This window comes from Paenibacillus beijingensis (genome assembly GCF_000961095.1).
In the GTDB taxonomy this organism is placed as follows: Bacteria; Bacillota; Bacilli; order Paenibacillales; family Paenibacillaceae; genus Paenibacillus_O; species Paenibacillus_O beijingensis.
The window spans coordinates 5,448,103-5,471,431 of the sequence record NZ_CP011058.1 but is presented as its reverse complement, the minus strand read 5'-3'; the positions used below and the strand labels follow the sequence as shown (position 1 = coordinate 5,471,431).

Genomic DNA, 23,329 nt, shown 5'->3' with positions numbered 1-23,329 from the left:
CGGAGGAGAATCGATCATGCCAAACGAACTGCAGCGCGTCATCCGGATGGCGGGCACTTACAACCTGATTCCGATCGTCCGTCAGCTGATGGCGGACACGGAGACGCCGATCCGCCTGTTCCAGCATTTTTATAAGGAGAACCGCGCTTTCCTGCTGGAAAGCGTGGAGGGCGGAGCCAAATGGGCGCGGTATTCGTTTATCGGAACCGATCCGTTTATGATGGTGTCCGGGAAGTCGGGCAAGATGGTGCTGGAGCGCCGGGGCGAGAAATATATATTGGCCGACAAGCCGCTGGAGCTGTTGAAAGCGCACCTGCGTTCGTTCCGCAGCCCCCAGCTGCCGGATCTGCCTCCGTTTACCGGCGGAGCGGTCGGATTTTTCGGCTACGATCTGCTGCAATATTACGAGAAGCTGCCTGCCCACCGCGTTGACGATTTGGCGATGAACGATTTGCAGTTTATGTTTTGCGATCAGATTCTCGTCTTTGACCACTTCAAGCAGCAAATTCAAGTGATCGGCAACGTGCATATCGAGGACGGGGCGACGGATGCGGACATTGCCCGTTCATATGAACAAACATGCGCGAAAATCAACGCGACGCTGGAGAAACTGCAGCAGCCCGTTCCGCTTCCGCTCACTGCGGGCGGCGTCATTCCGGCCGATCCGGAGCTGGGCGACGTGCAGTCCAACGTGACGAAGGAGCAGTTTATCGCCAACGTGGACCGGGCGAAGGAATATATCCGCGCCGGCGACATTTTTCAAGTCGTCCTTTCCCAACGGTTCAGTATCGAAACGGATGTCGATCCGCTGCAAGTCTACCGCGTTTTGCGCATGACGAACCCTTCCCCTTATATGTATGTGTTGAAAATGGACGATGAGGTCATCGTCGGCACTTCGCCGGAATCGCTCGTCAAAGTGGACGCGGGCAAGGTGGAGACGCGGCCGATCGCCGGCACGCGGCCCCGCGGGGGGACGCCGGACGAAGACTTGCGGCTGGAGAAGGAGCTGCTCGCCGACGAGAAAGAACGGGCGGAGCATCTGATGCTTGTCGATTTGGGCCGCAACGATATCGGGCGGGTATCGGAATTCGGAAGCGTCAAGTGCGATTCCTTTATGGAAATCGAGCGCTACTCGCACGTCATGCATATCGTCTCCAACGTGAGCGGGACGATCCGGCAGGATAAAGATTTCTTCGACGCCTTTATTTCCTGCCTGCCGGCGGGAACGGTATCGGGAGCGCCGAAGCTGCGGGCGATGGAAATAATCGCCGAGCTGGAAAACGAAGCGCGCGGCGCGTATGCGGGCGCGATCGGATACTTCGGCTTCAGCGGGGCGAGCATGGATACGTGCATTACGATCCGCACCATTATTTTCAAGAACGGCAAAGCGTACGTACAGGCCGGGGCCGGCATCGTGTGGGATTCCGTTGCGGAGAGCGAGTACATGGAGACGGTAAACAAAGCGAAAGGGATGCTGAAGGCGATCCGCATGGCCGAAGCTGTGTTTCCGACCAATAAAGTGCCGGATGATTTCGTTTCGATCATTAACAGCGACTATGTCCTGAATTCCCGGGAGGATTTCGTACAATGAGCGCGAAAGTTACCATTAAGGATGTGCTGAACAAGCTGCTGGAAGGCCGCGACTTGTCCCGCTTGGAAGCGGGCGCGGTTATGGAAACGATTATGAGCGGTGAAGCGACACCGGCCCAAATTGCCGGCGTTGTGGTCGCGCTGCGGATGAAAGGCGAAACGAAAGAAGAAATAACCGGCTTTGCGGAAGTGATGCGGGGATTCGCCAGCCGGGTCGAAACCGAGCGGGAAGGGCTGCTTGACACTTGCGGCACGGGTGGCTCCGGCGTTCACAAGTTCAATATTTCGACCGCATCGGCGATCATCGCCGCGGCGGCCGGCGTACGTGTCGCCAAGCACGGCAACCGCGCCATGTCCGGCAAAGCCGGCAGCGCGGACGTGCTGGAGGCGCTGGGCGTGCAAATTACGCTAAACGCGGAGCAGGCCGAAGCGTGTCTGCGCGATATCGGCATTTGCTTCATGTTCGCGCAGATGCATCACCCGTCGCTGCGCCATGCCGCGCTGCCGCGGAAGGAGCTGGGCGTTCGGACCATATTCAATATGCTCGGGCCGCTGGCCAATCCCGCCGGCGCGGACCGGCAGCTGCTGGGGCTGTACGACCGTTCAAAGACGGAGACGGTGGCGGAAGTGCTGCGGGAGCTGGGGCTGAAGCGGGCGATGGTCGTCAGCAGTTTGGACGGCCTGGATGAAATCAGCATTTCGGCTCCGACGCAAGTATCCGAGCTGTCCGCAGGCCAAGTCCGCACCTACGAGCTGACGCCCGAGGAGCTCGGCCTTGCGAAGCGCGATCTAAGCGAGGTTCAAGGCGGCGACGCGAGCGTCAATGCCGGCATCATTCATGCGATTTTTGACGGCAAAGAACGGGGCGCTTACCGGGATATCGTGCTCGCCAACGCCGGCGCCTGCATTTATGTTGGCGGCAAAGCTGCGAGCTTGCAGGACGGGGTTGCCGCAGCCGCGGAAATGATCGATTCCGGCGAAGCTGCGGCCAAGCTGCGGCAGCTTATTCAAAAGACAGGAGAGTTGGCTCATGTTTCTCGATAAAATCGTTGCGACCAAACGTGCGGAGGTTGCCGCTTTGGCGGAACGCTTCTCGCTATCCGACTATGAACGGACGGTTTCCGCCATGCCGGAGTGCCGCGGCTTTACGCGCGTCTTGACGACGGGGCGCAACCGTCCGATGGGACTGATCGCCGAGGTGAAGAAGGCATCACCTTCCAAAGGGCTGATCCGCGCGGACTTTCATCCGGCGGCACTGGCGCAAACTTACGAGCAGGCCGGCGCCGATTGCATCTCGGTATTGACCGACCGCGACTATTTCCAGGGCTCCAATGACTATTTGACGCTGGTGCGGGAGACGGTGAAGGTGCCGCTGCTGCGCAAAGATTTTGTGATCGACTACCGCCAAATTTACGAAGCGAGAGCGATCGGCGCCGATGCCGTGCTGCTGATCGTGGCGATTTTGACGCTGGAGCAGCTGCGCGAGCTGTACAAGACCGCCCGTTCCATCGGCCTTGATGTGCTGGTTGAGGTGCACAACGAGCGCGAAATGGAGACGGCGCTGCAAATCGAAGGCATTGAGCTGATCGGGATCAACAACCGCGACCTGCATACGTTCGTGACCGACCTGAAAACGACGGAGCGCCTGATCGGCGTTGTTCCAAAGGGCGTTAACGTCATCAGCGAGAGCGCGATCGCCGGACCGGAGGATTTGGCTTATTTGCAATCGGTGGGCGCCGAAGGCGTGCTCATCGGCGAACACTTTATGCGCCAGAGCGATGTCGGCGAAGCCGTTGAACGGCTGATGGGGCCGGCGGTCCGCTCATGAGTGGAGGGGCGAAGGCGAGCGGAGGCGTTCGCGTCAAAATTTGCGGTCTCCGGGACAGCGCCACGATCCGCGGCATGGACGGACTTGCCGTTGACGAAGTCGGCTTCGTGTTTGCGCCCAGCAAGCGCCGGGTGACACCGGAGCAGGCGTTTCAGCTGGCGGCGGACGTCAGAGCCTTAAGGAACGACAAAGGAGCGGCTCCGCGCACGGTCGGGGTGTTCGTAAATCCCGATCCTGAAGAGCTTGCGCGCGTCTTGTTGGAGGTTCCGCTGGATGTTATCCAACTGCACGGCGGGGAAACGCCGGAGCAGTCGCGGGAAGTAAAGCGGCGCTTCGGCCTTGAAGTATGGAAGGCATTTTCGGCGGCGGAAGGCGATACGGAAAGGGCGGCTCGCGCCAAACTGGCGCCGTACGCCGGCGCCGTAGACGCCGTGCTGCTCGATACGGCCGGGGGCGGCACCGGCAAAACGTTCGACTGGTCCGTTATTGAAGTCTACAAGAAGGCCGCTTTCGAAATCGGCGCTCATCTTTATGTGGCGGGAGGTCTTCATCCCGGCAATGTCGAAGAGTTAACGATACGTTACCGTCCGGACGGCGTCGACGTATCGAGCGGCGTGGAAACCGATGGTGTCAAGGACATAACAAAAATTCAAGCTTTTACAGGAAAGGTGATGCGATCATGACCCAGGTACCGGATTCAAACGGACGTTATGGCAAATTCGGCGGGCGTTACGTGCCGGAAACACTGATGAACGCGCTGATGGAGCTGGAAGAAGCGTACCGGCATTATTCTAAAGATCCCGAATTCCAAGCGGAAGTCCGCTATTTGCTTGATAAATATTCGGGACGGCCGACTTCGCTTTATTACGCGGAACGATTGACGAAGCATTTGGGCGGCGCAAAAATTTATTTGAAGCGCGAAGACCTTAACCACACGGGCGCCCATAAAATCAACAATACGATCGGCCAGGGCGTGCTCGCCAAACGGATGGGCAAGAAAAAAATTATTGCCGAGACCGGAGCGGGCCAGCACGGCGTCGCATCGGCGACGGTTGCGGCGCTGCTCGGACTCGAATGCAAGGTGTTTATGGGTGAAGAGGATACGAAGCGGCAGCAGCTGAACGTCTTCCGCATGAATCTGCTCGGCGCCGAAGTGGTGCCGGTGTTGTCCGGAACGCGCACGCTGAAGGACGCGTGTAACGAAACGCTGCGTTACTGGGTCAGCAACGTCGACGACACGTACTATATCCTCGGCTCGGTAACGGGACCGCATCCGTACCCGATGATTGTGCGCGATTTCCAGCGCATTATCGGCGACGAGACGCGCGAGCAGATGCTGAAAGAGGAAGGACGGCTGCCGGATTATATCGTCGCGGCCGTCGGCGGCGGCAGCAACGCGATGGGCATTTTCTACCCGTTCGTAGGCGATGAATCCGTTCGCCTGATCGGCGTGGAAGCGGCCGGGCGCGGCGTCGAAACGGAAGAGCACGCCGCTACGATGACCAAAGGGCGTCACGGCGTATTCCAAGGCTCGCTCAGCTATGTGCTGCAGGATGAGGCAGGCCAGGTGCTGCCGGCGCATTCGATCTCGGCCGGACTGGACTATCCCGGCATCGGACCGGAGCACTCGTATTTGAAAGACTCCGGACGAGCGGAATACGTACCGATTACCGACGCCGAAGCGCTCGAGGCGCTGCAGCTGCTCTCCCGTACGGAAGGCATCATCCCGGCGCTTGAATCGGCCCACGCCGTCGCCCAGACGATGAAGCTGGCACCGACGCTGTCCAGCGACAAGACTGTGGTAATCAGCTTGTCGGGCCGCGGGGACAAGGACGTGGAAGCGATTATGGGCTATCTGGGGGGGAAAGCGCAATGAATTTGATCGACTCGGTTTTTGCAGCTTTAAAGAAGAACGGCAAGCCGGCGCTCATTCCTTTTCTGACGATGGGCGATCCGGATCTTAAGACTTCGGTTGAAATTATTGCGAAGCTGGAGGAAGCGGGAGCGGATATGATTGAGCTTGGCGTTCCTTATTCCGATCCGCTCGCCGACGGACCGGTCATCCAGCGCGCTTCCGAACGGGCGCTGAAGCACCGGATTACGATCCGCGACTGCATGCAGGTGGCCGAGGATGCGCGTGCGGCCGGCGTCAAGCTCCCTTTTATTTTGTTTTCCTACTACAATCCGGTTCTGCAAATGGGTCTTGAAACGTTTATCGCGCTTGCCAAGGAAAAAGGAATCAGCGGCCTCATCATTCCCGATTTGCCGATTGAAGAGGATGCCGAGATGCGCCAGCTGGCGGAAGCGGCGGGCATTCATCTCATTCCGCTCGTGGCGCCGACTTCCAACGAACGGGTTGCCCGGATCGCAAGCAAAGCGCGCGGTTTCGTCTACTGCGTATCTTCGCTCGGCGTAACCGGCGTTCGCTCCGATTTCCACAGCGGCATCGACGAATTCCTGCAATCGGTCCGCGGCGCGACCGATTTGCCGATTGCCGTCGGCTTCGGCATTTCCAGCCGCGAGCAGATCGAGCGTTTCGCGGGGCAGAGCGACGGCGTTATCGTCGGCAGCGCCATCGTGCGCAAAATCGAAGAGGTTCTGCCGCTTCTTAGCCAGCCTGAGGGCAAAGAGGAAGGGCTGCGGCAAATTTACGACTTCGTGCACGGATTAAGAGTTTGAGGGACGGGGGGACGTTAAGTCCGACCGGCTAACGATCCGCAGCTTTCGCAAAGCTTAAGGGCCGGCGCTTTCGCGTATGTGCGCGGATGCTCCGGCCCTTTTTTCGCATGCACCCGTAAATACGAACAAAAATACTTTAAAACAGCTGAAAGATATGCGAAAATAATCGTTGGGCATTCATGGACGGTTTTTTTTAGATGGAATGCAAAATATAATGCCGCATTTGAAACAGGTGCTGCAGGAAGCGGCGGTGCTAGATTAATTGGAAACGACAATCGTTATTTGCGGCGTCGGGCTGATTGGAGGATCGCTCGCGCTGTGTTTAAAAGGTCAACCGGGTTTAAACGTAATCGGACATTCGCCTGATGCTTCGCTTGCGGAAAAGTATGTGCGAAGAGGCGTGGTGGATTCGGCGACGACTTCGCTGCGGGAAGCGGCCGAAGCGGCGGATTTTATTTTTCTATGCGTGCCGGTAGGTGTGCTGGATGACTATATCCGGCAGCTCAGTGCCATGGATTTGAAGGCGGGGTGCATCATTTCCGACGTCGGCAGCACGAAATCGTCCGTAACCGATTGTGCGCGCGCGGCCGACCTGAAGCCTGCGGTATTTATCGGCGGCCATCCGATGGCCGGTTCCGAGCGTTCCGGAGTGGAGGCGGCGTCGCAGCATTTGTTTGAAAATGCGTTTTACGTGCTTACGCCCGAGCCGGCCACGCCGATTGATGCGCTGGAGCGCTTGTCCGCGCTGCTTCGTCACACCGGCGCCAAAATTGTGCGCGTCGATGCCGGAGAGCACGACGAAATCGTGGCGGCGATCAGTCATCTTCCGCATCTGATTGCGGTCGCACTCGTCAATCAGGTGCGGAAGCATAACGAAACGAACGGCCTGTACGCTTCGCTCGCGGCCGGGGGATTCCGCGATATTACGCGCATCGCATCGAGCGAACCTGTCGTATGGCGCGACATTTTGCTGAATAACCGCCATGTCCTGCTGGAGCTTATTGAGGAATGGCAGGAGGAAATGAAGCGGTTCGCGCAAATGCTGCGCGATGAAGACGGCGAAGGCGTAAGCGAAGCGTTCCGGACGGCGGGAGAGTTCCGCAGGCAGCTTCCCGAGCGCCGCAAAGGGATGCTTCAGTCGGTATACGAATGCTACGTGGACGTGCCGGATCATCCCGGCATTATCGGCCGGATCGCAACGGAGCTTGGCAGCCGCAGAATCAACCTCAGCAATTTGCAAATTATCGAAAGCCGCGAGGATGTGCCGGGGGTGCTGAGGCTGTCGTTCCGCACGCAGGAAGACTTGGATCAGGCCGTCACGTTGCTGGAAGGACTTAATCATTCGGTTCGATTTTAAAAGAATGATGTTAAAGCGGCTGCCTTAGTATGACGCGGCTGGTTAGGGCAGGCGATTCTAACCCTCCCTTGTCATTAAACCAGCCGCTCAGCTTTTAACATAGAAGAGCGATTATGACGTCAATTTATTTAACTCACAAAAAAATGAAAGCGCTTATTGACAAAATGAAAACGGATACATATAATAAAAGTACAGTATGGTTTCTCTCCACTCCTATCCAATATTCGCATTTGTCGTGCGGGCCGCCTCTTACGAGGCGGTTTTTTTTGTTTGGCGTGCCGAGAGAGAGGCACGGATCCTCTAGCCTCTAGCGTGCAGCATTGGGTGTGAGGCAAGCAGGTTTAAGCTTTGTAATAAGGTGAATAAATAAATGTTGCAATCATATAATTATTAACTTGACAAAAGTAAGTTAGTGGCATTAATATAAGTTCATAAGCAGTTCATTCAAGATCACATAAACGAAAGGGTTGGGAAATATGAATACGTTGGATTGGGGTCTTCTTATTATTCGGGTCGTTATCGGACTATTGTTTATCGGTCACGGAGCGCAGAAGCTGTTTGGCTGGTTCGGCGGATACGGACTGAAAGGAACTGGCGGCTGGTTTGAGTCGATCGGCATGAAGCCGGGAACGCTTGTCGCTTTTGTGGCCGGAGCCGGGGAACTGATCGGAGGTTTGCTGTTCGGAGCCGGTTTGCTCACATGGGTCGGAGCCGTTCTGATCATCGTACCGATGCTGGTCGCGATTGTGAAGGTGCACGGCGCAAACGGCTTATGGGTGACGGCAAACGGCTATGAATACAACCTGGTGCTTCTAACCGTCGCTCTAGGCGTGGCGCTGACAGGCGCAGGCCAATATTCGCTCGACGCTTTGTGGATCGGCTAAACGGGCTGAAAGCAAAGGCAACGCGATGAACGCTTCTCTTAACGAGGAGCGTTTTTTCGTGTTTTTGTACTTGCCCGAGAAATAAAGGGCGACGCCGCCTTTGTACTGTGATACAATACTAACGTGCGGCTACGATGTAAAAATATGGATTAGTTAGTGATCGATTGTCGAAAACGGAAGCAGGATTTTGGTCGCAGCAACTCGAAATATGGACGTACAAGCGCAAACTTTGTAGGCTTATGCCTCTTTTTCATGTAAAATGAACTTTATACCCCGGTGCACCGCAACTTTTCACCGCCGACTCGGTAAAATATATATACCGGATCGGGAGGACCTACAGGCAAGGAGGTTTTCGCCTGTCATGACCGATTCCCAGTTAATTCGAGAAATCAAGGACGGCAATATACAGCTATATTCGGAATTGATGCGGCGATACCAGCGCAAAATCCTGAGTTTTATTTTTCATATGCTGAAGAGTGCCAAATTGGAATTGCTGGCGGAAGATCTTTGTTCGGAAACGTTTTATAAAGCTTACCGCAGCATTCATTCCTTCCGCGAAGTGGACGCTTCGTTCTCCACCTGGCTGTACACCATAGCGCGAAATACCGTTTTGAGCGAACTGCGCAAACAGCGCAGCGTAAACGTATCGCTCGAGGAAACGGGATACTTGCCCGTTGCGCCGCCTGAAACGGTGCCGGAACAATTGGTGCTGCAGTCCGAGAGGATGAACCTGGTTCGCGAAGCGATAAACAGTCTGCCCGAAAAGCAGCGCTCGGCTCTTATACTTCGTGAATATGACCAATTGGATTATCAGGAAATCGCTGCCATTTTGGGACAAACCGTCAGTTCCGTCAAATCGCTGTTATTCCGTGCAAGGGCCAGTGTCAAATCGCAGCTGGAGCCTTACTTCGGAGATACGCAGAGTGATGAATTTGAAGGGATGCGAACGAGATGAAATGCCATGAAGTGCAGGAGCTCTTCAGCGTGTACTGGGACGCCCCGGAGAACGATTCCCAGCGATTGGACGTCGATACGCACCTGGAGCACTGTGAAATCTGCAAGGAAGAGTTTCGCTTATGGGAGGAAAGCGAGGCGCTGATCCGCAACCTTTCCGAGAGCGAAGACATAACCGGGCCGCTCGACCATATCAACCGGGAAGTGATGGAGCGGATTTACGCCGAACAGACCTGGTATATGCCGGTTTACCATAAGACGTATCAATTCACGCGCAGCTTCAGGCGCAACGCGGCTATCGCCGTTGCCTGCTGCATGGCCATGTTCGCGACGGCGCTGCTTGTTCTCGTATTTAACAATCAGACGGCTTCCCCGGATACGGCTCAAATGACGGGATTGATCGAAACGGCCAACGCATCCGAAGGGAGCGCGTTTACCGCAGCCTATTACGCGGACGTTCCCGTTGCGAGCATCAGCGATCCGCTTGTGCTTAAAGTGGTGCCGACCTATCCGCAGTATTGGATTGCGCTGTCGATTCTCGGATTGATTATGGCGATGCTGATGCTGAACTGGCTGGCTCGTACGCGCCATTGACCAGCTTTTGAAATCGTACAAGGAGGGCGTCAGGCGGCAATGAAAATCGGATTAATTCGTCATGGCAAAACGGAATGGAACGCCCTCGGCAAAATTCAGGGACAAACGGACATTCCGTTGAATGAAGAAGGACTTACGCAAGCGCGCCTGCTCGCAGACCGTTTGGTCAGAGAAAATGAACGTTGGGACGCGGTAGTAACGAGCGATTTGTCGCGCGCGGCCGAAACGGGCCGAATCGTGGCCGAGGCGATCGGCGTCCCGCTCTTGCCGGGCGAGCCTTTGCTGCGCGAGCGTTCGTTCGGCCTTATCGAAGGCACGACCGAGGCGGAAAGAATCGAGACGTGGGGCGCGGATTGGCGCTCCAGCAGCAAAGCCGGCGTCGAAAGCGACGCTTCCGTACAGGATAGAGCGGCTGCGTTTCTGGCAAAGTGGCGCAATAATATGCCGGAAGCCAATTTGCTCGTTGTCTCGCACGGAAGCTATCTTGCCCAGATGCTGGCTTTGATGTGCGAGCATTTGGACAATTCGTACATAGGCAATATGTCCTTCTCCGTGCTGGAATTCAAGGACAATCGTTGGGATCCGGTACTACATAACTGCACGCTTCATCTTCAATAACCGCTGCCCCCGGCGGCAGGCACATGGAGCTGTCCCGGCTTCAAAAACCGAAAATGAACACCAGGCTAAGGCCTTCGTATAACGACGATGAAGAAATGCCAACCAGAAATTTTCTGGCTGACCTCATAATACGAAAACGAACCGATCAAGGGACTATCCTTGGCCGGTTCGTTTTTTGTTAACATAATAGAATTTTATAAATTTACGGGGTGAGAGTAGTCTTCCGCCTCGTTTTTGGTTTTTAGTTATGGCCGCAGGGTTTGGGACAATCTTGACGTAGGTGGAGTCTTCGAGCAGTGAACGGCAGTGAACGGCTTATGAAACTGGCTAAAGAATCGTAAAAACGTTATTTCAGGAATAATTAGACTTCTTGTGCGATAACGAACCCTACAATCATTATTTCATCAAAAACAACCCAACCGAGTCGATAGGAGTAGAATAGTGACTCTATGATTCGTTAGAGCTTGGAACAGGTTCAAAATGTACAAATAACGATGACTCGGTTCGTAAGCCATGCGATGCTGGTCTGTGTCCGCAGATATTCGGCCAATTGGCTTGCTGCAAATGGATGCAGTTTACGGCGTGCATCGTTTACCATACCATACGTATTTTACCGTACGTGCCTTAAAGTTTCAGATTTAAGCCGGGACAAGCCGGCAGGACCTCAGACGATATGAATTTGCGAGAACCGGCGGTTGGCATCGTTTGGGGCTTTTAATAATGGATAGAGGCAAGGGCTTGAACATGCTGCGGAAGTTTGGCGAAACTCCGGCACCGGTTTGGCTTCGTGCTAATGCTCCGGGTCAGATGCAGACGCCTTCGACACAGCCAAAAATATAGCGACGAACTATTTCGCGCTAAATACTTTCTTAGAGTTCCCCCCGAAACTTTCTCCGCGAGACATTGACCGCTCATTACGTAAGAAGAGCGATGCATCGGTTTGGTGTTGAATGGACCGGCAATTGCACGATTCGCTTTGAGGGCGGTTATATTTTTCGAATATATTCCCATAATGGTAGTACAACAAGCGATGCCGGATGACCAAATTGAGATGTTGTTAGCTTGGATCAGAAAGGAGGAGTCGACGGATGAATCTTGCGGATATGCTGGGATATGCGGACATCAAGCAGCTTAACCGGATCGCGGATGCGTACCGCTGCGAGTGCAACGGAAACTCTAAAAACGAGCTTATCCAGTCGATTCTGTCAACGGTTGGGCGTAAAGAGGTGTTCGAGGCGCAGATCGGCAGCATGAAGCTGGAAGAGCTGCGGTTCATCAACTCTCTTCTATTTGAGAAACGGAATGCATTCAGTCTGGAAGAGCTTATTGCGAGAGTCCACAACAGCAAATTCGATGCAGACAAACCGCAAGCCAGCAGTGCGGGTCAGACGGACTCAAAGCCGGCCAAAAACCGCAAATCAAAGTCGAAACCGAAAGCGAAAGCGAAAGCCGAAGTGCCCAGCGACAGCCCGAGAGATATTATTGCCAGGTTCAAGCATCAGGGATGGCTGTTCAACGGACTGGCCGGACCCGACCGTTACTTGTTCCAGGTACCGGACGACCTGAAGCGCCGTTTCCAGGAAACGATGCGCCGCCGGTTCGCGGCAGGCTTGATTTATACGGACGAGCCGTCCGTTTACCGGGATGAGCAGCAGCTGCTAAATGAAGACGTTTTGGCGTTTCTCCGGTTTGTCCGCCACAATGAAGTGCCGCTGACTGCGGAGGGGTTTATGTACCGGCGCAGCATTCAGGCGGCAATCGAAAGCTTCGGCGTCCGCGAGGATTTACCGCAAAAGACGGCATGGAGATTCGGATACGGCCGCAGATTCCGGGAATATCCGGAGCGGATGTCGCTTCTCTACGACTATTGCTACTATAATTCGAGGATTGAAGAGAATGACGGCAGCCTCGTATTGACGGCTGCAGGCGAAGAATGGGTGAAAGAGAAACGGTGCGATGAACCGACTCAGTTGTACCGCTTCTGGCTCAGGCTGTACAAAGGGGCGATACCGAATCTGCTGTCGTTCGTTCACTGGATCGATGCGCTGGCCGGGCAATGGGTGACCGTCGATTCGCTCCGCAGTGCGCTGACCCCTTACATAAAATCGTATTTTTACGATACGCCGGACGATGTTTTCGATAAACGAATTTTGTCCATGATGCTGCACTTGGGGCTGCTCAGAATCGGTGAAGATGCGAATTACGGCGCTGTAGCGGTCATGACTCGGCTCGGGAAAGCGGTTGTTGCAGGCGTTCACGTCGAGCACCACGATTATATCGAACTGCCGCGGGATCGCTAGTCCGCTGCCTTGGAGCGGACGGATTGCCGGGATAGGCAAAGAAACATTCCGCTCAAACAAAGGCCAATATACGGGCGTCACGCTAGCAGTTGAATATAATTTCAGTAGAGCCGCCGCTTCTTAAGCCTATACTCTAGTTCAGACAATACCGTAAGCAATCCATGAACAGTAGAGACGTCCGGGAACATGAAAGTGGAATCAGCACGGTAGTCGGCAACAGATATAGGATCTCTTAATCCGTACATGGAGGTGTGTATCCTATGGATAAAATGAAATTAAATTACGAAACGATGCTGGGCCTTGCTGCCGAAATGATACTGGACGAGGCGATACTGAAGTACAGGACGGAAAAGCTGTATGCAGCAATCGACAGCGCTCTCGAACAGGGGGACGAGGATACGTTTCGTCGTCTGTCATCGGAATGGAGTGCTTTAAAACTTTAATAGGTTTTCGGCAGAAGCAGCCCCCGCCAATGCGGAATTCATGTTCCGAACAGGCGGGGGCTGCTTTATGGGCAGCGGAAGATAAGAAAACGCTTAAATTGTAAAAAAAAGTGATTGGCAAAATCGGACAAAGACGTTACGATAATGGTGACAAGCCTTTAACCGGGGGCCGTATGAAACGGCAGCTCCATGCCTGCAAAAGGAGGTGTGCCCGACATTGAAGTTCAATGACCTGCCCCGGGAGACGTGGTTCGAACTTCAGCCGTATTTGGACACCTGTCTGCTGCCCGTCACAGGACTGTCCGGAAATGAAGCCCCTTACATCGTGACCGAAACGCTGGAGCGGCTTCGCGATTTGCTGTACCTGCTCGAAATTCCTTTTAAAGGAAGAATCGTCACGTATCCGGCATACCATTATACGGGAGCCGATGAAGCTTCGTTAACGGAAGGATTGGATGCCGTCTGCAGCAGGCTCAAGGAAAGCGGTTTTCGTTATGTTATTGCGCTTACGCTGCTGGAACAGGTCCCGGCTTTGATGCATGCGGATTTGGTGCTGGGCGGCAAGCACGGCGCGGACGAAATGAATGCGGGGGTGCGTCGGCTCTGGGGACAACCGTAATGTTCATATCGTTCATGTTATTGTAAGCCTGAGCTATTATTCGGAATGTCCTGGTTCAACATCAGTTGGCATAGGGGGTTATCTGGGTGGATCAATACGAATCGAACGAGACTGCGCACCATCCAAGAAGGCGCAATGAGATGACGCGGCGGCAGTTTTTAACTTACACGCTTGGAGGTGCAGGCGCTTTCATGGCCATGGGCACTGTGCTTCCGATGATCCGGTTCGCCGTCGATCCTCTATTGGAGAAGAAAGAAAAGGGCAACTGGATTAAGGTAGTGGCGGAATCGGAGATTAAAACGATGGAACCTGCCGTATTCAATTTTAAAATCCATCAGGTCGACGGCTGGTATGTTAGCGATCCTGAGCAATCGGCCTGGATTATGAAAGATGAGAGCGGTAACATATTCGCCCTCTCCCCCGTCTGCAAGCATCTTGGGTGCACCATCAACTGGAATACGGAAAAGAACAATGAATACGTCTGCCCTTGCCATGGAGCGCGCTACACCGTCGACGGCAAAAATTTGGTCGTGGCGCCGGCGCCGCTTGACGAATATGAAGTGGACATCAGAAACGGATACGTATACCTCGGCGAAATTGTTCCCAATAGACGGGTATAACAAGGAGGCGTTTGCAGGTATGTTTAAAAACGTATACAACTGGATCGACGAACGTCTTGACGTGACGCCGATGTGGAGAGATGTGGCCGACCATGAGGTTCCGGAGCATGTCAATCCGGCGCATCACTTTTCCGCTTTCGTTTATTGTTTCGGGGGACTGACCTTCTTTATTACCGTCATCCAAATTTTGTCCGGCATGTTTCTGACAATATACTACGTTCCGGATATTAATCACGCTTACGCAAGCGTCGATTATTTGCAGCATAAATTGGCTTTCGGCTCCATCGTGAGAGGAATGCACCACTGGGGAGCGAGCCTCGTCATCGTGATGATGTTTTTACATACCCTCCGCGTCTTTTTTACCGGCTCGTACAAGGCGCCGCGCGAGATGAACTGGGTGGTCGGGATGCTGATCTTTTTCATTATGCTCGGCCTGGGCTTTACCGGATACCTGCTTCCGTGGGATAACAAGGCTTACTTTGCGACCAAGGTCGGCATTCAAATTGCGCATTCCGTGCCTTGGATCGGCCCGTATATAAGCACCTTTCTGCAGGGCGGAGAAATTGTCGGCGCCATGACGTTGACCCGTTTTTTTGCGATCCATGTGTTCTTCCTTCCGGGCGCCCTCCTTGCCATGCTGGCGGCACATTTCTTTATGATCCGCAAGCAGGGCATTTCCGGACCGCTGTAAGCCACGGCCTTTCGATGTAAAGTGGTTTTTAAACGGAAAAAACGTAAGGGGGAGATCAGATGGCGCATGGCCGTAAATCGAACGAAAAAGTTGTTTACGTCGGCGATTCCAGGGTCCGCAAACGAGAAGGCGAAAGGCCGGTGCCGCCCGATTATTCTTCCTATCCCGGCAGATCGGAAGCGTTCATTCCGAATTTCCTGCTGAAGGAATGGATGGTAGGCGCAGTCGTCCTTGTCGGCTTTCTCGTTCTGACGATTGCGGAGCCGGCGCCGCTCGGTTATCCTGCAGATCCTTTGAACGCCGCTTTTATTCCGATGCCCGACTGGTATTTCCTATTCCTGTACCAGTTGCTCAAATACCCGTGGGTATCCGGCGATTATGTCGTTCTGGGTGTTGTGGGCGTGCCCGGCATCGCGTTCGGGGCGCTGCTGCTCGCTCCTTTCCTTGACACAGGCAAGGAAAGGCGGTTTTACCGCCGGCCCGTCGCAGCTTCGCTGATGCTGCTGTCGCTCATCTCCGTCATTTATTTGACGAAAGTATCGTGGGATCATTATCAGTATGAGCTGAAACTGACAAACACGGTTCCGGAGCATATCGAACGGGAGGAAAAAGCGCGCGAAGCGGCGCAGGCGGGCAAGGCTGGCGTCGAAGAGCAGAAGCCTTCTGCACCCGAAGCTGAAACGGCTCTGGTCGATCCGAATGATCCGGCCGTCGAGCTGACGAAGAAAGCGGCCTGCATCAGCTGTCACGGCACCGATTTAAAGGGAAGCGGAAGCCAGGTCCCGTCTTTGCACGGCATCGGGGAACGATATTCAAAGGAACAGTTGGTCGATATCGTGACGAACGGCAAAGGCAGCAACATGCCGGCATTCAAAGACACGCTGAACGAAGGCGAGATCGACCAATTGGCATCGTGGCTTGCCAAACAGAAGAAAGCCGAATAACCGTTCGCAAACCTGATCGCGCCAAAGCGGTCGGGTTTTTTCATTGTTGGAAGTTCATACCTTAAAGTGCTAAATTAAGAATGGGCTTTTAAATGCCCAAAATCGGTCTATTAGCCGCGAGCCTGAATGACCGTTTACAGATTAGTTGATGAACTGGAGGCGCAAGATGCAAATGTCGTATTTTTGGAGCAGAACCTTTTGGACGAGCCGACCGGTTTTGTGGACTTTATTTATTGTCAATCTGCTGGGCACAGCTTACGGGTATGAATGGTACTGGAATCAGCTCGTATATACGAGCCGCAGCGGTCATCCTCTTTGGCAGCTTGTTTTCGTGCCGGACAGTCCTACTGCCAGTCTGTTTTTTACATTGTCACTGCTCTACCTGATTTTTCGCCCGGCCGCTCCGCCGCGGACCGTCGTCCGGGCGTTTGTCGAAGCGCTTGGCGCCGTCGCCTCAATCAAATACGGCATATGGGCGGTCGTCATGATTTTTGCCGGTGCGGCTCAGGGCGACATTTTGGAGTGGCAGCATTGGATGCTGGTTGTCTCCCATCTCAGCATGGCTGTTGAAGCGGTTATTTTTGCTTCGTTCCTGAGCTTCGGTCGTGTGGCGGCATTGGCAGCAGCCTGCTGGCTGTTTATTAATGACGCCGTCGATTACAGTTATGGCATTTATCCGTGGCTGCCGGACGTGCTTGACGATAACGTGCCGGCAATTTGCGTATTTACGGTCGGGTTGACCGTGTTCAGTCTGCTTCTCGTATATTTGCTCGTCATATTTCGCCGCATCAGGCAAAAGGAGGAAAGCGGTCTAATTCAGGAGGTTCCGTCATAGTGTAAGGCAGGAGGGGATGTCCATGCCGAAGCGGCGGCCTTGGATCATTATGATGCTGTGCGCGGCGCTGCTTGCCGTCGGCGCGCTGCGCGGCGCTTACGCCGAACCTGCGGCCGGGCGCACCGAGCCAAATACGACGGTGCGCAAGTTCCAGATGACGTCCGGCAAGCTGTATGAGCTGGTCAAGTATGGAAACCGGCAGCAAAGCTATTACGCCCTTCGCGATACGAAGATGTGGCTAAAGCAGCCCGCACTGCGCATGCTCGGTACCGAGGAAGGCTGGTCTGCGCTGGAGAAGAGCCTGGAAAGAGGGGAGCGCGCGTTCACGATTGCCGGCAGCGGTAGCGGCGATAACGGACTGACGGTTGCCGCCTCGCAAATCCGGCTCGCTTCCGACGCGCTGGCAAACCCCGATTCGCCGCTGTGGCAGGAATATAAGGGCATTGTTCTTGAAGATTTAGGCAGGTTGTCGAACGCATGGAAGAGCCGGCTTGACGGACAGGGGGGCGGATCTGAGGGGCATGCGGAAATGTCGCTGCTTGCCGAGCACTGGACACTGCTGAAACCGGCGGCACTCATGACAAGACCGCGCCAAACCGTGGAAGAAGTGGAGGAAAAGGTCGGCTATACGGCCCGGCTGCTGCAGCATGCAAACAACGAGCATTTTCATGAGGCGTTGACCATGCAGGCGATACAATCGCTGGAAAGCTCGATGAAGGGGTTGTTTGAGTTCGGAACGATAAACGAAAAGCCGGTAATCGCCGCAGATTTCCCGGCCGCTTCGCCTCCTTTCTGGATCTATGTTATCGTTTGGTTTGTTTCGGCTGTGCTGGCTCTGGTCGGATGGCGAAATTACCGGGGTGGACAGAACGGCGTGCTTATTTATCCGAGAAAGAAGCAACCGGAGCAAAAGCTTGGAGTCGTCCGTAAATAGGACTCTCTCGCTTTGGAGTGTTGTCAGGAGTCTTTGAATCCTTCCCCGAGCACGTCGTGCACATCGTTAATGACGATAAATGCGCGCGGATCGATACCGGTAACGATCATTCTCAGCATGCGGATTTCCTGCCGGGAGACGACGCAGTAGACGATCTGCTTGTCTCCCCCCGAGTAAGCTCCCACTGCAGGGATCAACGTCACTCCTCTTTCCATCTCCTTTGTAATTGCCCGGGCAATTTCCGCGCCGTGAACGGTAATAATGGAAAATGCTTTTGCGGCGTAGGCTCCCTCTTGAATGAAATCGATCAGCTTGGACGCGATAAAGACGGATACGAGCGTATAAAGCACTTTTTCGATTGGGATGTAAAGCAGCGACAATCCGATAATAATGGCATCGGAAGCGAGAATGATTTGGCCCATGCTCCAGCCTTTTGATTTCGAAATGACTCTGGCGGCAATATCGACGCCCCCTGTCGTTCCTCCGAACCGGAACACGATGCCGAGCCCGGCCCCGAGCGTTACCCCCGCGTACAGCGCTGCCAGTATGTAATCCTGCGACGTCCGGAAAGGGACGATCCAGCCCAATTGAATCGCTTTTTCGAATAAGGCCAAAAACAGCGACAAGCCGACCGTGCCGATAATGGTCATCATCATCGAGTATTTTCCGAGAACGCGGAGTCCGAGCACGAACAGCGGCACGTTCAGGACAATCGTCATAATCGACAGCTTTAGTCCGAGCGCATAGTTGAGCAGGATGGCAATTCCGGTAACGCCGCCTTCCATCAACTGATTCGGCAGCACGAAATATTGCAGCCCGAAGGCGTACACCGCACAGCCGAACAGGACGGGAATAATGGTCCGGAGCCGGCCGCCTCTTTTCAGTATTGACATATTGAACCTCCTTAAGGTTTTGCCGGAGGCAAAACCACTTCGTAAGCATAAGCTTAGGTTTTGCCGGAGGCAATCGTTAAATCCGATGAAAGCAGCGGAGAGGGCGGAATCGTTCTGGAGAAGCGGAGCGTTCGCCTTTGCCCTTGGATTTCTAGTATTAATTCAAGAAATCCAAGGACAACAGCGATCTGAAGAATGATCCGCCCTCGCAGCGGACGCAGTTCATTGTACTTAAGTTTTAGCCGGAGGCAAGACCATTGCCGGCGGCTTTTCCTAGTATGTCATTTTTTCGTCCCGGCAAAAAGCATTGTTTTCAATTCCTCTTTACGATAACATAGGAACTGATACCTGAAGAAAGAAGGCTTTCGACATGGCAGAGAAATCGCTAACGGAAATCCAGCGCGAGGTTGACCGCTATATTTCGCAATTTAAAGAGGGTTATTTCAGCCCGCTATCGCTGATGGCAAGACTGAGCGAAGAAGTCGGAGAGCTTGCCCGGGAAATCAATCATACATATGGCGAAAAGCCGAAAAAACCGGACGAAGCGGACAATTCCATCGAAATGGAACTGGGCGATATATTGTTCATTTTATCCTGCTTTGCCAACTCACTCGGGATCAGCCTGACGGAAGCTCATGACAAAATCATGCACAAATTCAATACGCGCGACGCGGACCGCTGGACCCGAAAAAATAGCGAACCGCAGTCCTAATTGATACATATGCTGTACCATCACCTGCAAAGCATTGGCTTGCAAACCGTTTTTGCTTCGCAAAAACGAAAGGAGGATGGGCGGATGGATGGTGAAAGCTGCGTGAAGAAGGCTTACGAATTCATCCTTGACGGCGATTTTGAAGGGGCGATCGGGTGGTTTGAAATGGCGATTGCCGCTGATCCGGGCAACGCTTCGTATCATTATAAATGCTCGATATCATGCGCCCGCAGCGGAAAATGGGACAAAGCGCTTGAATGCGTCCTAAAAGCAGTGGAACTGGATCCGGGGCAGGAAGAATACGAATATCATTTGCGCACCGTGCAGGCGAAGCTGCTCGTGATCGACTTCAAAGCGATGACGATCGGAGGCTCGGTTGAACCGCCGTCGGCTATCGAAATGCTGAGGCGCGCAGTGGAGCTGGATCCTCTCTGCTTTGAAGCGTACTATCAGCTGGCATCGGCCTATTTGAGGATGAACAGGTTCGATGAAGCGGTAGAGTACGCCCGGGAAGCGCTCAGGCTGGAGCCGCAGCACGCGGAAACGGTGAAACTGCTTGCCAAGGCCAGACGGAAACAACGATTGCGCAAGATCCGCATCAGCAGACAAAACTAACGAAGGAACAGGTGATTTGAATATGAACCGCAGCATTAAAGTGGCCGTGGCAGGCGCTTCCGGAAGAATGGGTAAAGAAGTCGTGAAAATGGTGCTCGCCGATGAGTCGCTTTCGCTTGCTGCCGCAATGGCTCCTTCCGCCAAAGGAGCGGATGCAGGTACTGCGGCCGGAACGGAGCCGTGCGGCATTACGGTGGACGGGGATTTGGAAACGGCGCTCGGCCGGGGAGACATTGACGTGCTGGTCGATTTCACGGTGCCCCAGTCGGCCTATTCCAATACGCTGGAAGCCATTACGCGCGGCATCCGTCCGATCGTCGGAACGACCGGACTGACGCAGGAGCAGATTCGCGAGCTGGACAAGCTGTGCAAGGAAAGAGGCATCGGCGGCCTGGTAGCGCCCAATTTCTCGATCGGCGCCATTCTGATGATGAAATTCGCCGCGGAAGCCGCCAAATATTTTCCCCATCTTGAAATTATCGAATACCATGGCGATCAGAAGCTTGATGCGCCGTCCGGCACCTCCGTCAAAACGGCCGAGTTGATTTCGCAGGTTCGCCGTGAGATGAAGCAGGGCAATCCGAAAGAAGAAGAGCTGATCGAAGGCGCGCGCGGCGGTTATTACGACGGCTTCCGGATCCACAGCGTCCGCTTGCCCGGCGTATTCGCACAGCAGGAAGTTATTTTTGGCGCATTCGGCCAAACGCTCAAAATCCGCCACGACTCTTACGATCGTGCCGGATATATGCCTGGAGTCAATCACGCAATCAAAAAGGTGATGAACTACGAGGGCCTTATCTACGGTTTCGAACATATTATGGACTAACAACGATGCGTTTTTTCAGAGAGGAGTAATTACTATGTTGAACATTGCTTTCATTGCCCATGACCGTAAAAAAGATGAGATGGTCAATTTCGTAACCGCTTATGAACCGGTATTTAAAGAGCATAAACTGTATTCGACGGGAACGACCGGTTCGCGCATTATGGAACGAACCGAGCTGACCATTAACCGCTTCATGTCCGGACCGCTCGGCGGCGATCAGCAAATCGGGGCGATGGTGGCAACCAACGAGATGGATTTGATCATCTTTTTGCGCGATCCGTTAATGGCCCAGCCTCACGAGCCGGATATCAACGCGCTGCTGCGTCTATGCGATGTGCAGGGGATTCCGCTTGCGACAAACATCGCGACGGCCGAGCTGCTCGTAAAAGCGCTGCAAAGAGGCGATTTCGCCTGGCGCGAGCTTGTTCATAAGTATAAACCGGAGTAAGCGATCATGAACAACGAGCAGGTGGACATTCTTATCTTTGGCGCTCATCCCGACGATGCGGAGATCGGGATGGGAGGGACGATCGCGAAGCATGTGCAAGCCGGTTTGAAGGTCGGCATCTGCGATTTGACGGCGGCGGAAATGTCCTCGAACGGTACGGTGGAGCTGCGAAGGCAGGAAGCCGAGGCGGCGTCGGCTGCGCTCGGAATCTCTGCGCGGAGCTGTCTCAATTTGCCGGACCGCGGACTTCGTCCCCTTCCGGAGCAAATCGGCGCGATCGTAGCCGAAATCAGGCTGCGCAAGCCGCGGATCGTATTCGCGCCATACTGGCAGGACCGCCATCCCGACCATAACGCCTGCAGCGCGCTGGTGGAAGAAGCGGTATTCAACGCCAAGCTGCGACGGTACATGCCCGAGCTTCCCCCGGTTCAAGTGAAGCAATTGGTTTATTATTATATTAACGACATTAAAGATGTTTCGCTTGTCGTCGACATAAGCGGCTACAGCGACATTAAGCGAACCGCATTGTCCGCTTACCGGTCCCAGTTTGAGAGCGGCGGCCCCGGAAGCGATATTGTGCAGACGCCGCTTAACCAGCGTTATTTGGAAAGAGTGGAGGCGAGGGACTCGCTGCTGGGACAAGCCAGGGGCTGGAGCTCGGCCGAAGGTTTTGCGATTAAGAACCCCCATGCCGTGTCGTTATTTACCGAGGAATAATAACTGCCCGTGGGCGACATTGAATAGATTCCAAAATGAAAACCGCGGGGGTGAAGCTATGGGGAAAAAACTGAAGATCGGCATTACTTGCTACCCGACACTGGGCGGTTCGGGAGTCGTCGCGACGGAGCTCGGCAAGCTGCTGGCGGAAAAGGGGCACGAAATTCATTTTATTACGCACAGTATTCCGTTCCGCCTCGGACAGTTTCATAAAAACATTTTTTTTCATGAGGTAGAGGTAAATAATTATTACGTATTCCGGTATCCGCCTTATGATCTCAGCCTCGCCAGCAAAATGGCCCAAGTGGCCAAGATGCAGCAGCTTGACCTGCTGCACGTTCATTATGCGATTCCGCATGCGGTGTGCGCTTATATCGCCAAGCAGATGGCGGGCGACGGTTTCAAAACCGTGACGACGCTGCATGGAACGGACATAACGGTGCTCGCACAGGACGAATCGCTCAAAGATCTGATTCGGCTTGCCATTCACAAGAGCGATGCCGTAACCGCCGTCTCCCGCGACCTCATCCGGGAAACGCAGGAACTGCTCGATATTTCGGTTCCGATCGATCTGACCTACAATTTTGTCGATAAACGGATTTACTATCCGCGGGATGTTTCAGCTTTCCGCTCCGAGTATGCAGCCGAGAACGAAAAGATATTGATGCATATCTCAAACTTCCGCCCGGTTAAACGGGTCGGAGATGTGATCGATGTGTTCAAGCGGGTAAGAGAGCATGTCCCGTCTAAGCTGCTGCTCGTCGGCGAAGGGCCGGAGCTGTCCAAGATTCAGTGGCAGATCCGACAGCTGGGATTGGAGAACGACGTTCACTTTCTCGGCAAACAAGAGGATGTCGCGCAAGTGATTTCGTTAGCGGATTTGATGCTGCTTCCTTCCGAGAAGGAAAGCTTCGGACTTGTCTCGCTCGAAGCGATGGCGTGCGGCGTCCCGACAATCGGCTCGCTCGCCGGCGGTATTCCCGAGCTGGTCGCGAGCGGCGAAACCGGCTTTCTGTCACCGATCGGAGATACGGCCGACATGGCGCGCAATGCAGTCAGGCTGCTCACCAATCCGGAGATGTACCGCAAATTTTCCGAAGCTTGCATTGCGCGGGCGCGGAACCGGTTTTGCGACAAGCTGATTACAAACGAATACGAGCAAATCTATTACCGCGTGCTGGGAATGAAAGCCCCCGTTCCCGTTCCGGCGGTGTGCGAAGACTGACGC

General features: G+C 54.2%; 26 protein-coding genes. 25 read left to right on the top strand and 1 reads right to left on the bottom strand.

Features of this window, described 5'->3' with window-relative positions; genetic code table 11:
* The first annotated feature begins 16 nt into the window (after nt 1–16).
* The 19 genes from trpE to VN24_RS24605 all read left to right on the top strand — a co-directional run bounded on the left by trpE (nt 17) and on the right by VN24_RS24605 (nt 17,890).
* A complete protein-coding gene (trpE, locus tag VN24_RS24695) occupies nt 17–1,591 on the top strand; it encodes an anthranilate synthase component I (RefSeq protein WP_045672588.1) in 1,575 nt (524 codons plus the stop codon).
* On the top strand, nt 1,588–2,634 hold the full coding sequence (gene trpD / locus VN24_RS24690) for an anthranilate phosphoribosyltransferase (RefSeq protein WP_045672587.1): 1,047 nt from the start codon (nt 1,588–1,590) through the stop codon (nt 2,632–2,634). Before trpE ends, trpD begins: the two co-directional genes overlap by 4 nt.
* Nucleotides 2,621–3,418 carry an indole-3-glycerol phosphate synthase TrpC gene (gene trpC, locus VN24_RS24685; RefSeq protein WP_045672586.1) on the top strand — a complete coding sequence of 266 codons (798 nt, stop codon included), beginning with the start codon at nt 2,621–2,623 and terminating at the stop codon, nt 3,416–3,418. Before trpD ends, trpC begins: the two co-directional genes overlap by 14 nt.
* On the top strand, nt 3,415–4,101 hold the full coding sequence (locus VN24_RS24680; protein WP_045672585.1) for a phosphoribosylanthranilate isomerase: 687 nt from the start codon (nt 3,415–3,417) through the stop codon (nt 4,099–4,101). The genes trpC and VN24_RS24680 overlap by 4 nt, the downstream gene beginning before the upstream one ends.
* Nucleotides 4,098–5,294 (top strand): tryptophan synthase subunit beta, encoded by a 1,197-nt coding sequence (gene trpB / locus VN24_RS24675; RefSeq protein ID WP_045672584.1) that lies wholly within the window; start codon nt 4,098–4,100, stop codon nt 5,292–5,294. Before VN24_RS24680 ends, trpB begins: the two co-directional genes overlap by 4 nt.
* Nucleotides 5,291–6,097, top strand: a complete 807-nt coding sequence (trpA, locus tag VN24_RS24670) for a tryptophan synthase subunit alpha (protein ID WP_045672583.1) — start codon at nt 5,291–5,293, stop codon at nt 6,095–6,097. Before trpB ends, trpA begins: the two co-directional genes overlap by 4 nt.
* Before the next feature lie 262 nt (nt 6,098–6,359).
* Nucleotides 6,360–7,454 carry a prephenate dehydrogenase gene (locus VN24_RS24665; RefSeq protein WP_045672582.1) on the top strand — a complete coding sequence of 365 codons (1,095 nt, stop codon included), beginning with the start codon at nt 6,360–6,362 and terminating at the stop codon, nt 7,452–7,454.
* 476 nt (nt 7,455–7,930) lie between these two features.
* Nucleotides 7,931–8,338 carry a DoxX family protein gene (locus VN24_RS24660; RefSeq protein WP_045672581.1) on the top strand — a complete coding sequence of 136 codons (408 nt, stop codon included), beginning with the start codon at nt 7,931–7,933 and terminating at the stop codon, nt 8,336–8,338.
* Between the two features lie 361 nt (nt 8,339–8,699).
* Nucleotides 8,700–9,293 carry an RNA polymerase sigma factor gene (locus VN24_RS24655; RefSeq protein ID WP_045672580.1) on the top strand — a complete coding sequence of 198 codons (594 nt, stop codon included), beginning with the start codon at nt 8,700–8,702 and terminating at the stop codon, nt 9,291–9,293.
* Nucleotides 9,290–9,886: a zf-HC2 domain-containing protein gene (locus VN24_RS24650; protein ID WP_045672579.1), complete on the top strand. Its 597-nt coding sequence runs from the start codon at nt 9,290–9,292 to the stop codon at nt 9,884–9,886. Before VN24_RS24655 ends, VN24_RS24650 begins: the two co-directional genes overlap by 4 nt.
* Nucleotides 9,887–9,925: 39 nt before the next feature.
* Nucleotides 9,926–10,504: a histidine phosphatase family protein gene (locus VN24_RS24645; RefSeq protein ID WP_045672578.1), complete on the top strand. Its 579-nt coding sequence runs from the start codon at nt 9,926–9,928 to the stop codon at nt 10,502–10,504.
* A 1,088-nt stretch (nt 10,505–11,592) separates the two neighbouring features.
* Entirely contained in the window at nt 11,593–12,804 is a 1,212-nt protein-coding gene (locus VN24_RS24640) for a hypothetical protein (protein WP_045672577.1), read from the top strand.
* Between the two features lie 260 nt (nt 12,805–13,064).
* The gene (locus VN24_RS24635; RefSeq protein ID WP_045672576.1) at nt 13,065–13,247 is read left to right on the top strand and encodes an IDEAL domain-containing protein; all 183 of its coding nucleotides are present in this window, start codon (nt 13,065–13,067) and stop codon (nt 13,245–13,247) included.
* A gap of 217 nt (nt 13,248–13,464) precedes the next feature.
* Nucleotides 13,465–13,866 (top strand): DUF2487 family protein, encoded by a 402-nt coding sequence (locus VN24_RS24630; protein ID WP_045672575.1) that lies wholly within the window; start codon nt 13,465–13,467, stop codon nt 13,864–13,866.
* A 140-nt stretch (nt 13,867–14,006) separates the two neighbouring features.
* Nucleotides 14,007–14,486, top strand: a complete 480-nt coding sequence (locus VN24_RS24625; protein ID WP_148505388.1) for a QcrA and Rieske domain-containing protein — start codon at nt 14,007–14,009, stop codon at nt 14,484–14,486.
* A 19-nt stretch (nt 14,487–14,505) separates the two neighbouring features.
* Nucleotides 14,506–15,177, top strand: coding sequence for a menaquinol-cytochrome c reductase cytochrome b subunit (qcrB, locus tag VN24_RS24620; protein ID WP_045672573.1), 672 nt, complete (start codon nt 14,506–14,508; stop codon nt 15,175–15,177).
* Nucleotides 15,178–15,236: 59 nt separating this feature from the next.
* Entirely contained in the window at nt 15,237–16,121 is an 885-nt protein-coding gene (locus tag VN24_RS24615) for a menaquinol-cytochrome c reductase cytochrome b/c subunit (RefSeq protein ID WP_045672572.1), read from the top strand.
* Nucleotides 16,122–16,287: 166 nt separating this feature from the next.
* Nucleotides 16,288–16,956 carry a DUF1405 domain-containing protein gene (locus tag VN24_RS24610; protein ID WP_045672571.1) on the top strand — a complete coding sequence of 223 codons (669 nt, stop codon included), beginning with the start codon at nt 16,288–16,290 and terminating at the stop codon, nt 16,954–16,956.
* 22 nt (nt 16,957–16,978) lie between these two features.
* Nucleotides 16,979–17,890, top strand: a complete 912-nt coding sequence (locus tag VN24_RS24605; RefSeq protein WP_045672570.1) for a sporulation protein YpjB — start codon at nt 16,979–16,981, stop codon at nt 17,888–17,890.
* Between the two features lie 23 nt (nt 17,891–17,913).
* Here the strand turns inward: VN24_RS24605 and VN24_RS24600 are convergent, their stop codons facing one another.
* A complete protein-coding gene (locus VN24_RS24600; protein WP_045672569.1) occupies nt 17,914–18,783 on the bottom strand; it encodes a YitT family protein in 870 nt (289 codons plus the stop codon).
* Between the two features lie 370 nt (nt 18,784–19,153).
* Here VN24_RS24600 and VN24_RS24595 point away from each other — a divergent pair, with 370 nt between their 5' ends.
* The 6 genes from VN24_RS24595 to bshA all read left to right on the top strand — a co-directional run bounded on the left by VN24_RS24595 (nt 19,154) and on the right by bshA (nt 23,326).
* On the top strand, nt 19,154–19,495 hold the full coding sequence (locus VN24_RS24595; protein ID WP_045672568.1) for a nucleotide pyrophosphohydrolase: 342 nt from the start codon (nt 19,154–19,156) through the stop codon (nt 19,493–19,495).
* 84 nt (nt 19,496–19,579) lie between these two features.
* The gene (locus VN24_RS24590; protein WP_045672567.1) at nt 19,580–20,110 is read left to right on the top strand and encodes a tetratricopeptide repeat protein; all 531 of its coding nucleotides are present in this window, start codon (nt 19,580–19,582) and stop codon (nt 20,108–20,110) included.
* Between the two features lie 22 nt (nt 20,111–20,132).
* Complete coding sequence (dapB, locus tag VN24_RS24585) at nt 20,133–20,936, top strand: 4-hydroxy-tetrahydrodipicolinate reductase (protein ID WP_045672566.1); 804 nt, start codon at nt 20,133–20,135, stop codon at nt 20,934–20,936.
* A 34-nt stretch (nt 20,937–20,970) separates the two neighbouring features.
* On the top strand, nt 20,971–21,384 hold the full coding sequence (gene mgsA, locus VN24_RS24580; protein ID WP_045672565.1) for a methylglyoxal synthase: 414 nt from the start codon (nt 20,971–20,973) through the stop codon (nt 21,382–21,384).
* Nucleotides 21,385–21,390: 6 nt separating this feature from the next.
* A complete protein-coding gene (bshB1, locus tag VN24_RS24575; protein WP_045672564.1) occupies nt 21,391–22,101 on the top strand; it encodes a bacillithiol biosynthesis deacetylase BshB1 in 711 nt (236 codons plus the stop codon).
* 58 nt (nt 22,102–22,159) lie between these two features.
* Nucleotides 22,160–23,326 carry an N-acetyl-alpha-D-glucosaminyl L-malate synthase BshA gene (gene bshA / locus VN24_RS24570; protein ID WP_045672563.1) on the top strand — a complete coding sequence of 389 codons (1,167 nt, stop codon included), beginning with the start codon at nt 22,160–22,162 and terminating at the stop codon, nt 23,324–23,326.
* Nucleotides 23,327–23,329 lie beyond the last annotated feature (3 nt).

Coding starts and splice junctions, on each gene's coding strand:
- VN24_RS24655 (WP_045672580.1), top strand. CDS start 8,700: ATGACCGATTCCCAGTTAATTCGAGAAATCAAGGACGGCAATATACAG.
- VN24_RS24680 (WP_045672585.1), top strand. CDS start 3,415: ATGAGTGGAGGGGCGAAGGCGAGCGGAGGCGTTCGCGTCAAAATTTGC.
- trpC (WP_045672586.1), top strand. CDS start 2,621: ATGTTTCTCGATAAAATCGTTGCGACCAAACGTGCGGAGGTTGCCGCT.
- VN24_RS24645 (WP_045672578.1), top strand. CDS start 9,926: ATGAAAATCGGATTAATTCGTCATGGCAAAACGGAATGGAACGCCCTC.
- VN24_RS24650 (WP_045672579.1), top strand. CDS start 9,290: ATGAAATGCCATGAAGTGCAGGAGCTCTTCAGCGTGTACTGGGACGCC.
- VN24_RS24590 (WP_045672567.1), top strand. CDS start 19,580: ATGGATGGTGAAAGCTGCGTGAAGAAGGCTTACGAATTCATCCTTGAC.
- trpA (WP_045672583.1), top strand. CDS start 5,291: ATGAATTTGATCGACTCGGTTTTTGCAGCTTTAAAGAAGAACGGCAAG.
- mgsA (WP_045672565.1), top strand. CDS start 20,971: ATGTTGAACATTGCTTTCATTGCCCATGACCGTAAAAAAGATGAGATG.
- VN24_RS24600 (WP_045672569.1), bottom strand. CDS start 18,783: ATGTCAATACTGAAAAGAGGCGGCCGGCTCCGGACCATTATTCCCGTC.
- VN24_RS24640 (WP_045672577.1), top strand. CDS start 11,593: ATGAATCTTGCGGATATGCTGGGATATGCGGACATCAAGCAGCTTAAC.
- bshB1 (WP_045672564.1), top strand. CDS start 21,391: ATGAACAACGAGCAGGTGGACATTCTTATCTTTGGCGCTCATCCCGAC.
- VN24_RS24660 (WP_045672581.1), top strand. CDS start 7,931: ATGAATACGTTGGATTGGGGTCTTCTTATTATTCGGGTCGTTATCGGA.
- VN24_RS24625 (WP_148505388.1), top strand. CDS start 14,007: ATGACGCGGCGGCAGTTTTTAACTTACACGCTTGGAGGTGCAGGCGCT.
- bshA (WP_045672563.1), top strand. CDS start 22,160: ATGGGGAAAAAACTGAAGATCGGCATTACTTGCTACCCGACACTGGGC.
- VN24_RS24595 (WP_045672568.1), top strand. CDS start 19,154: ATGGCAGAGAAATCGCTAACGGAAATCCAGCGCGAGGTTGACCGCTAT.
- VN24_RS24635 (WP_045672576.1), top strand. CDS start 13,065: ATGGATAAAATGAAATTAAATTACGAAACGATGCTGGGCCTTGCTGCC.
- VN24_RS24610 (WP_045672571.1), top strand. CDS start 16,288: ATGCAAATGTCGTATTTTTGGAGCAGAACCTTTTGGACGAGCCGACCG.
- VN24_RS24605 (WP_045672570.1), top strand. CDS start 16,979: ATGCCGAAGCGGCGGCCTTGGATCATTATGATGCTGTGCGCGGCGCTG.
- dapB (WP_045672566.1), top strand. CDS start 20,133: ATGAACCGCAGCATTAAAGTGGCCGTGGCAGGCGCTTCCGGAAGAATG.
- trpB (WP_045672584.1), top strand. CDS start 4,098: ATGACCCAGGTACCGGATTCAAACGGACGTTATGGCAAATTCGGCGGG.
- qcrB (WP_045672573.1), top strand. CDS start 14,506: ATGTTTAAAAACGTATACAACTGGATCGACGAACGTCTTGACGTGACG.
- trpD (WP_045672587.1), top strand. CDS start 1,588: ATGAGCGCGAAAGTTACCATTAAGGATGTGCTGAACAAGCTGCTGGAA.
- trpE (WP_045672588.1), top strand. CDS start 17: ATGCCAAACGAACTGCAGCGCGTCATCCGGATGGCGGGCACTTACAAC.
- VN24_RS24615 (WP_045672572.1), top strand. CDS start 15,237: ATGGCGCATGGCCGTAAATCGAACGAAAAAGTTGTTTACGTCGGCGAT.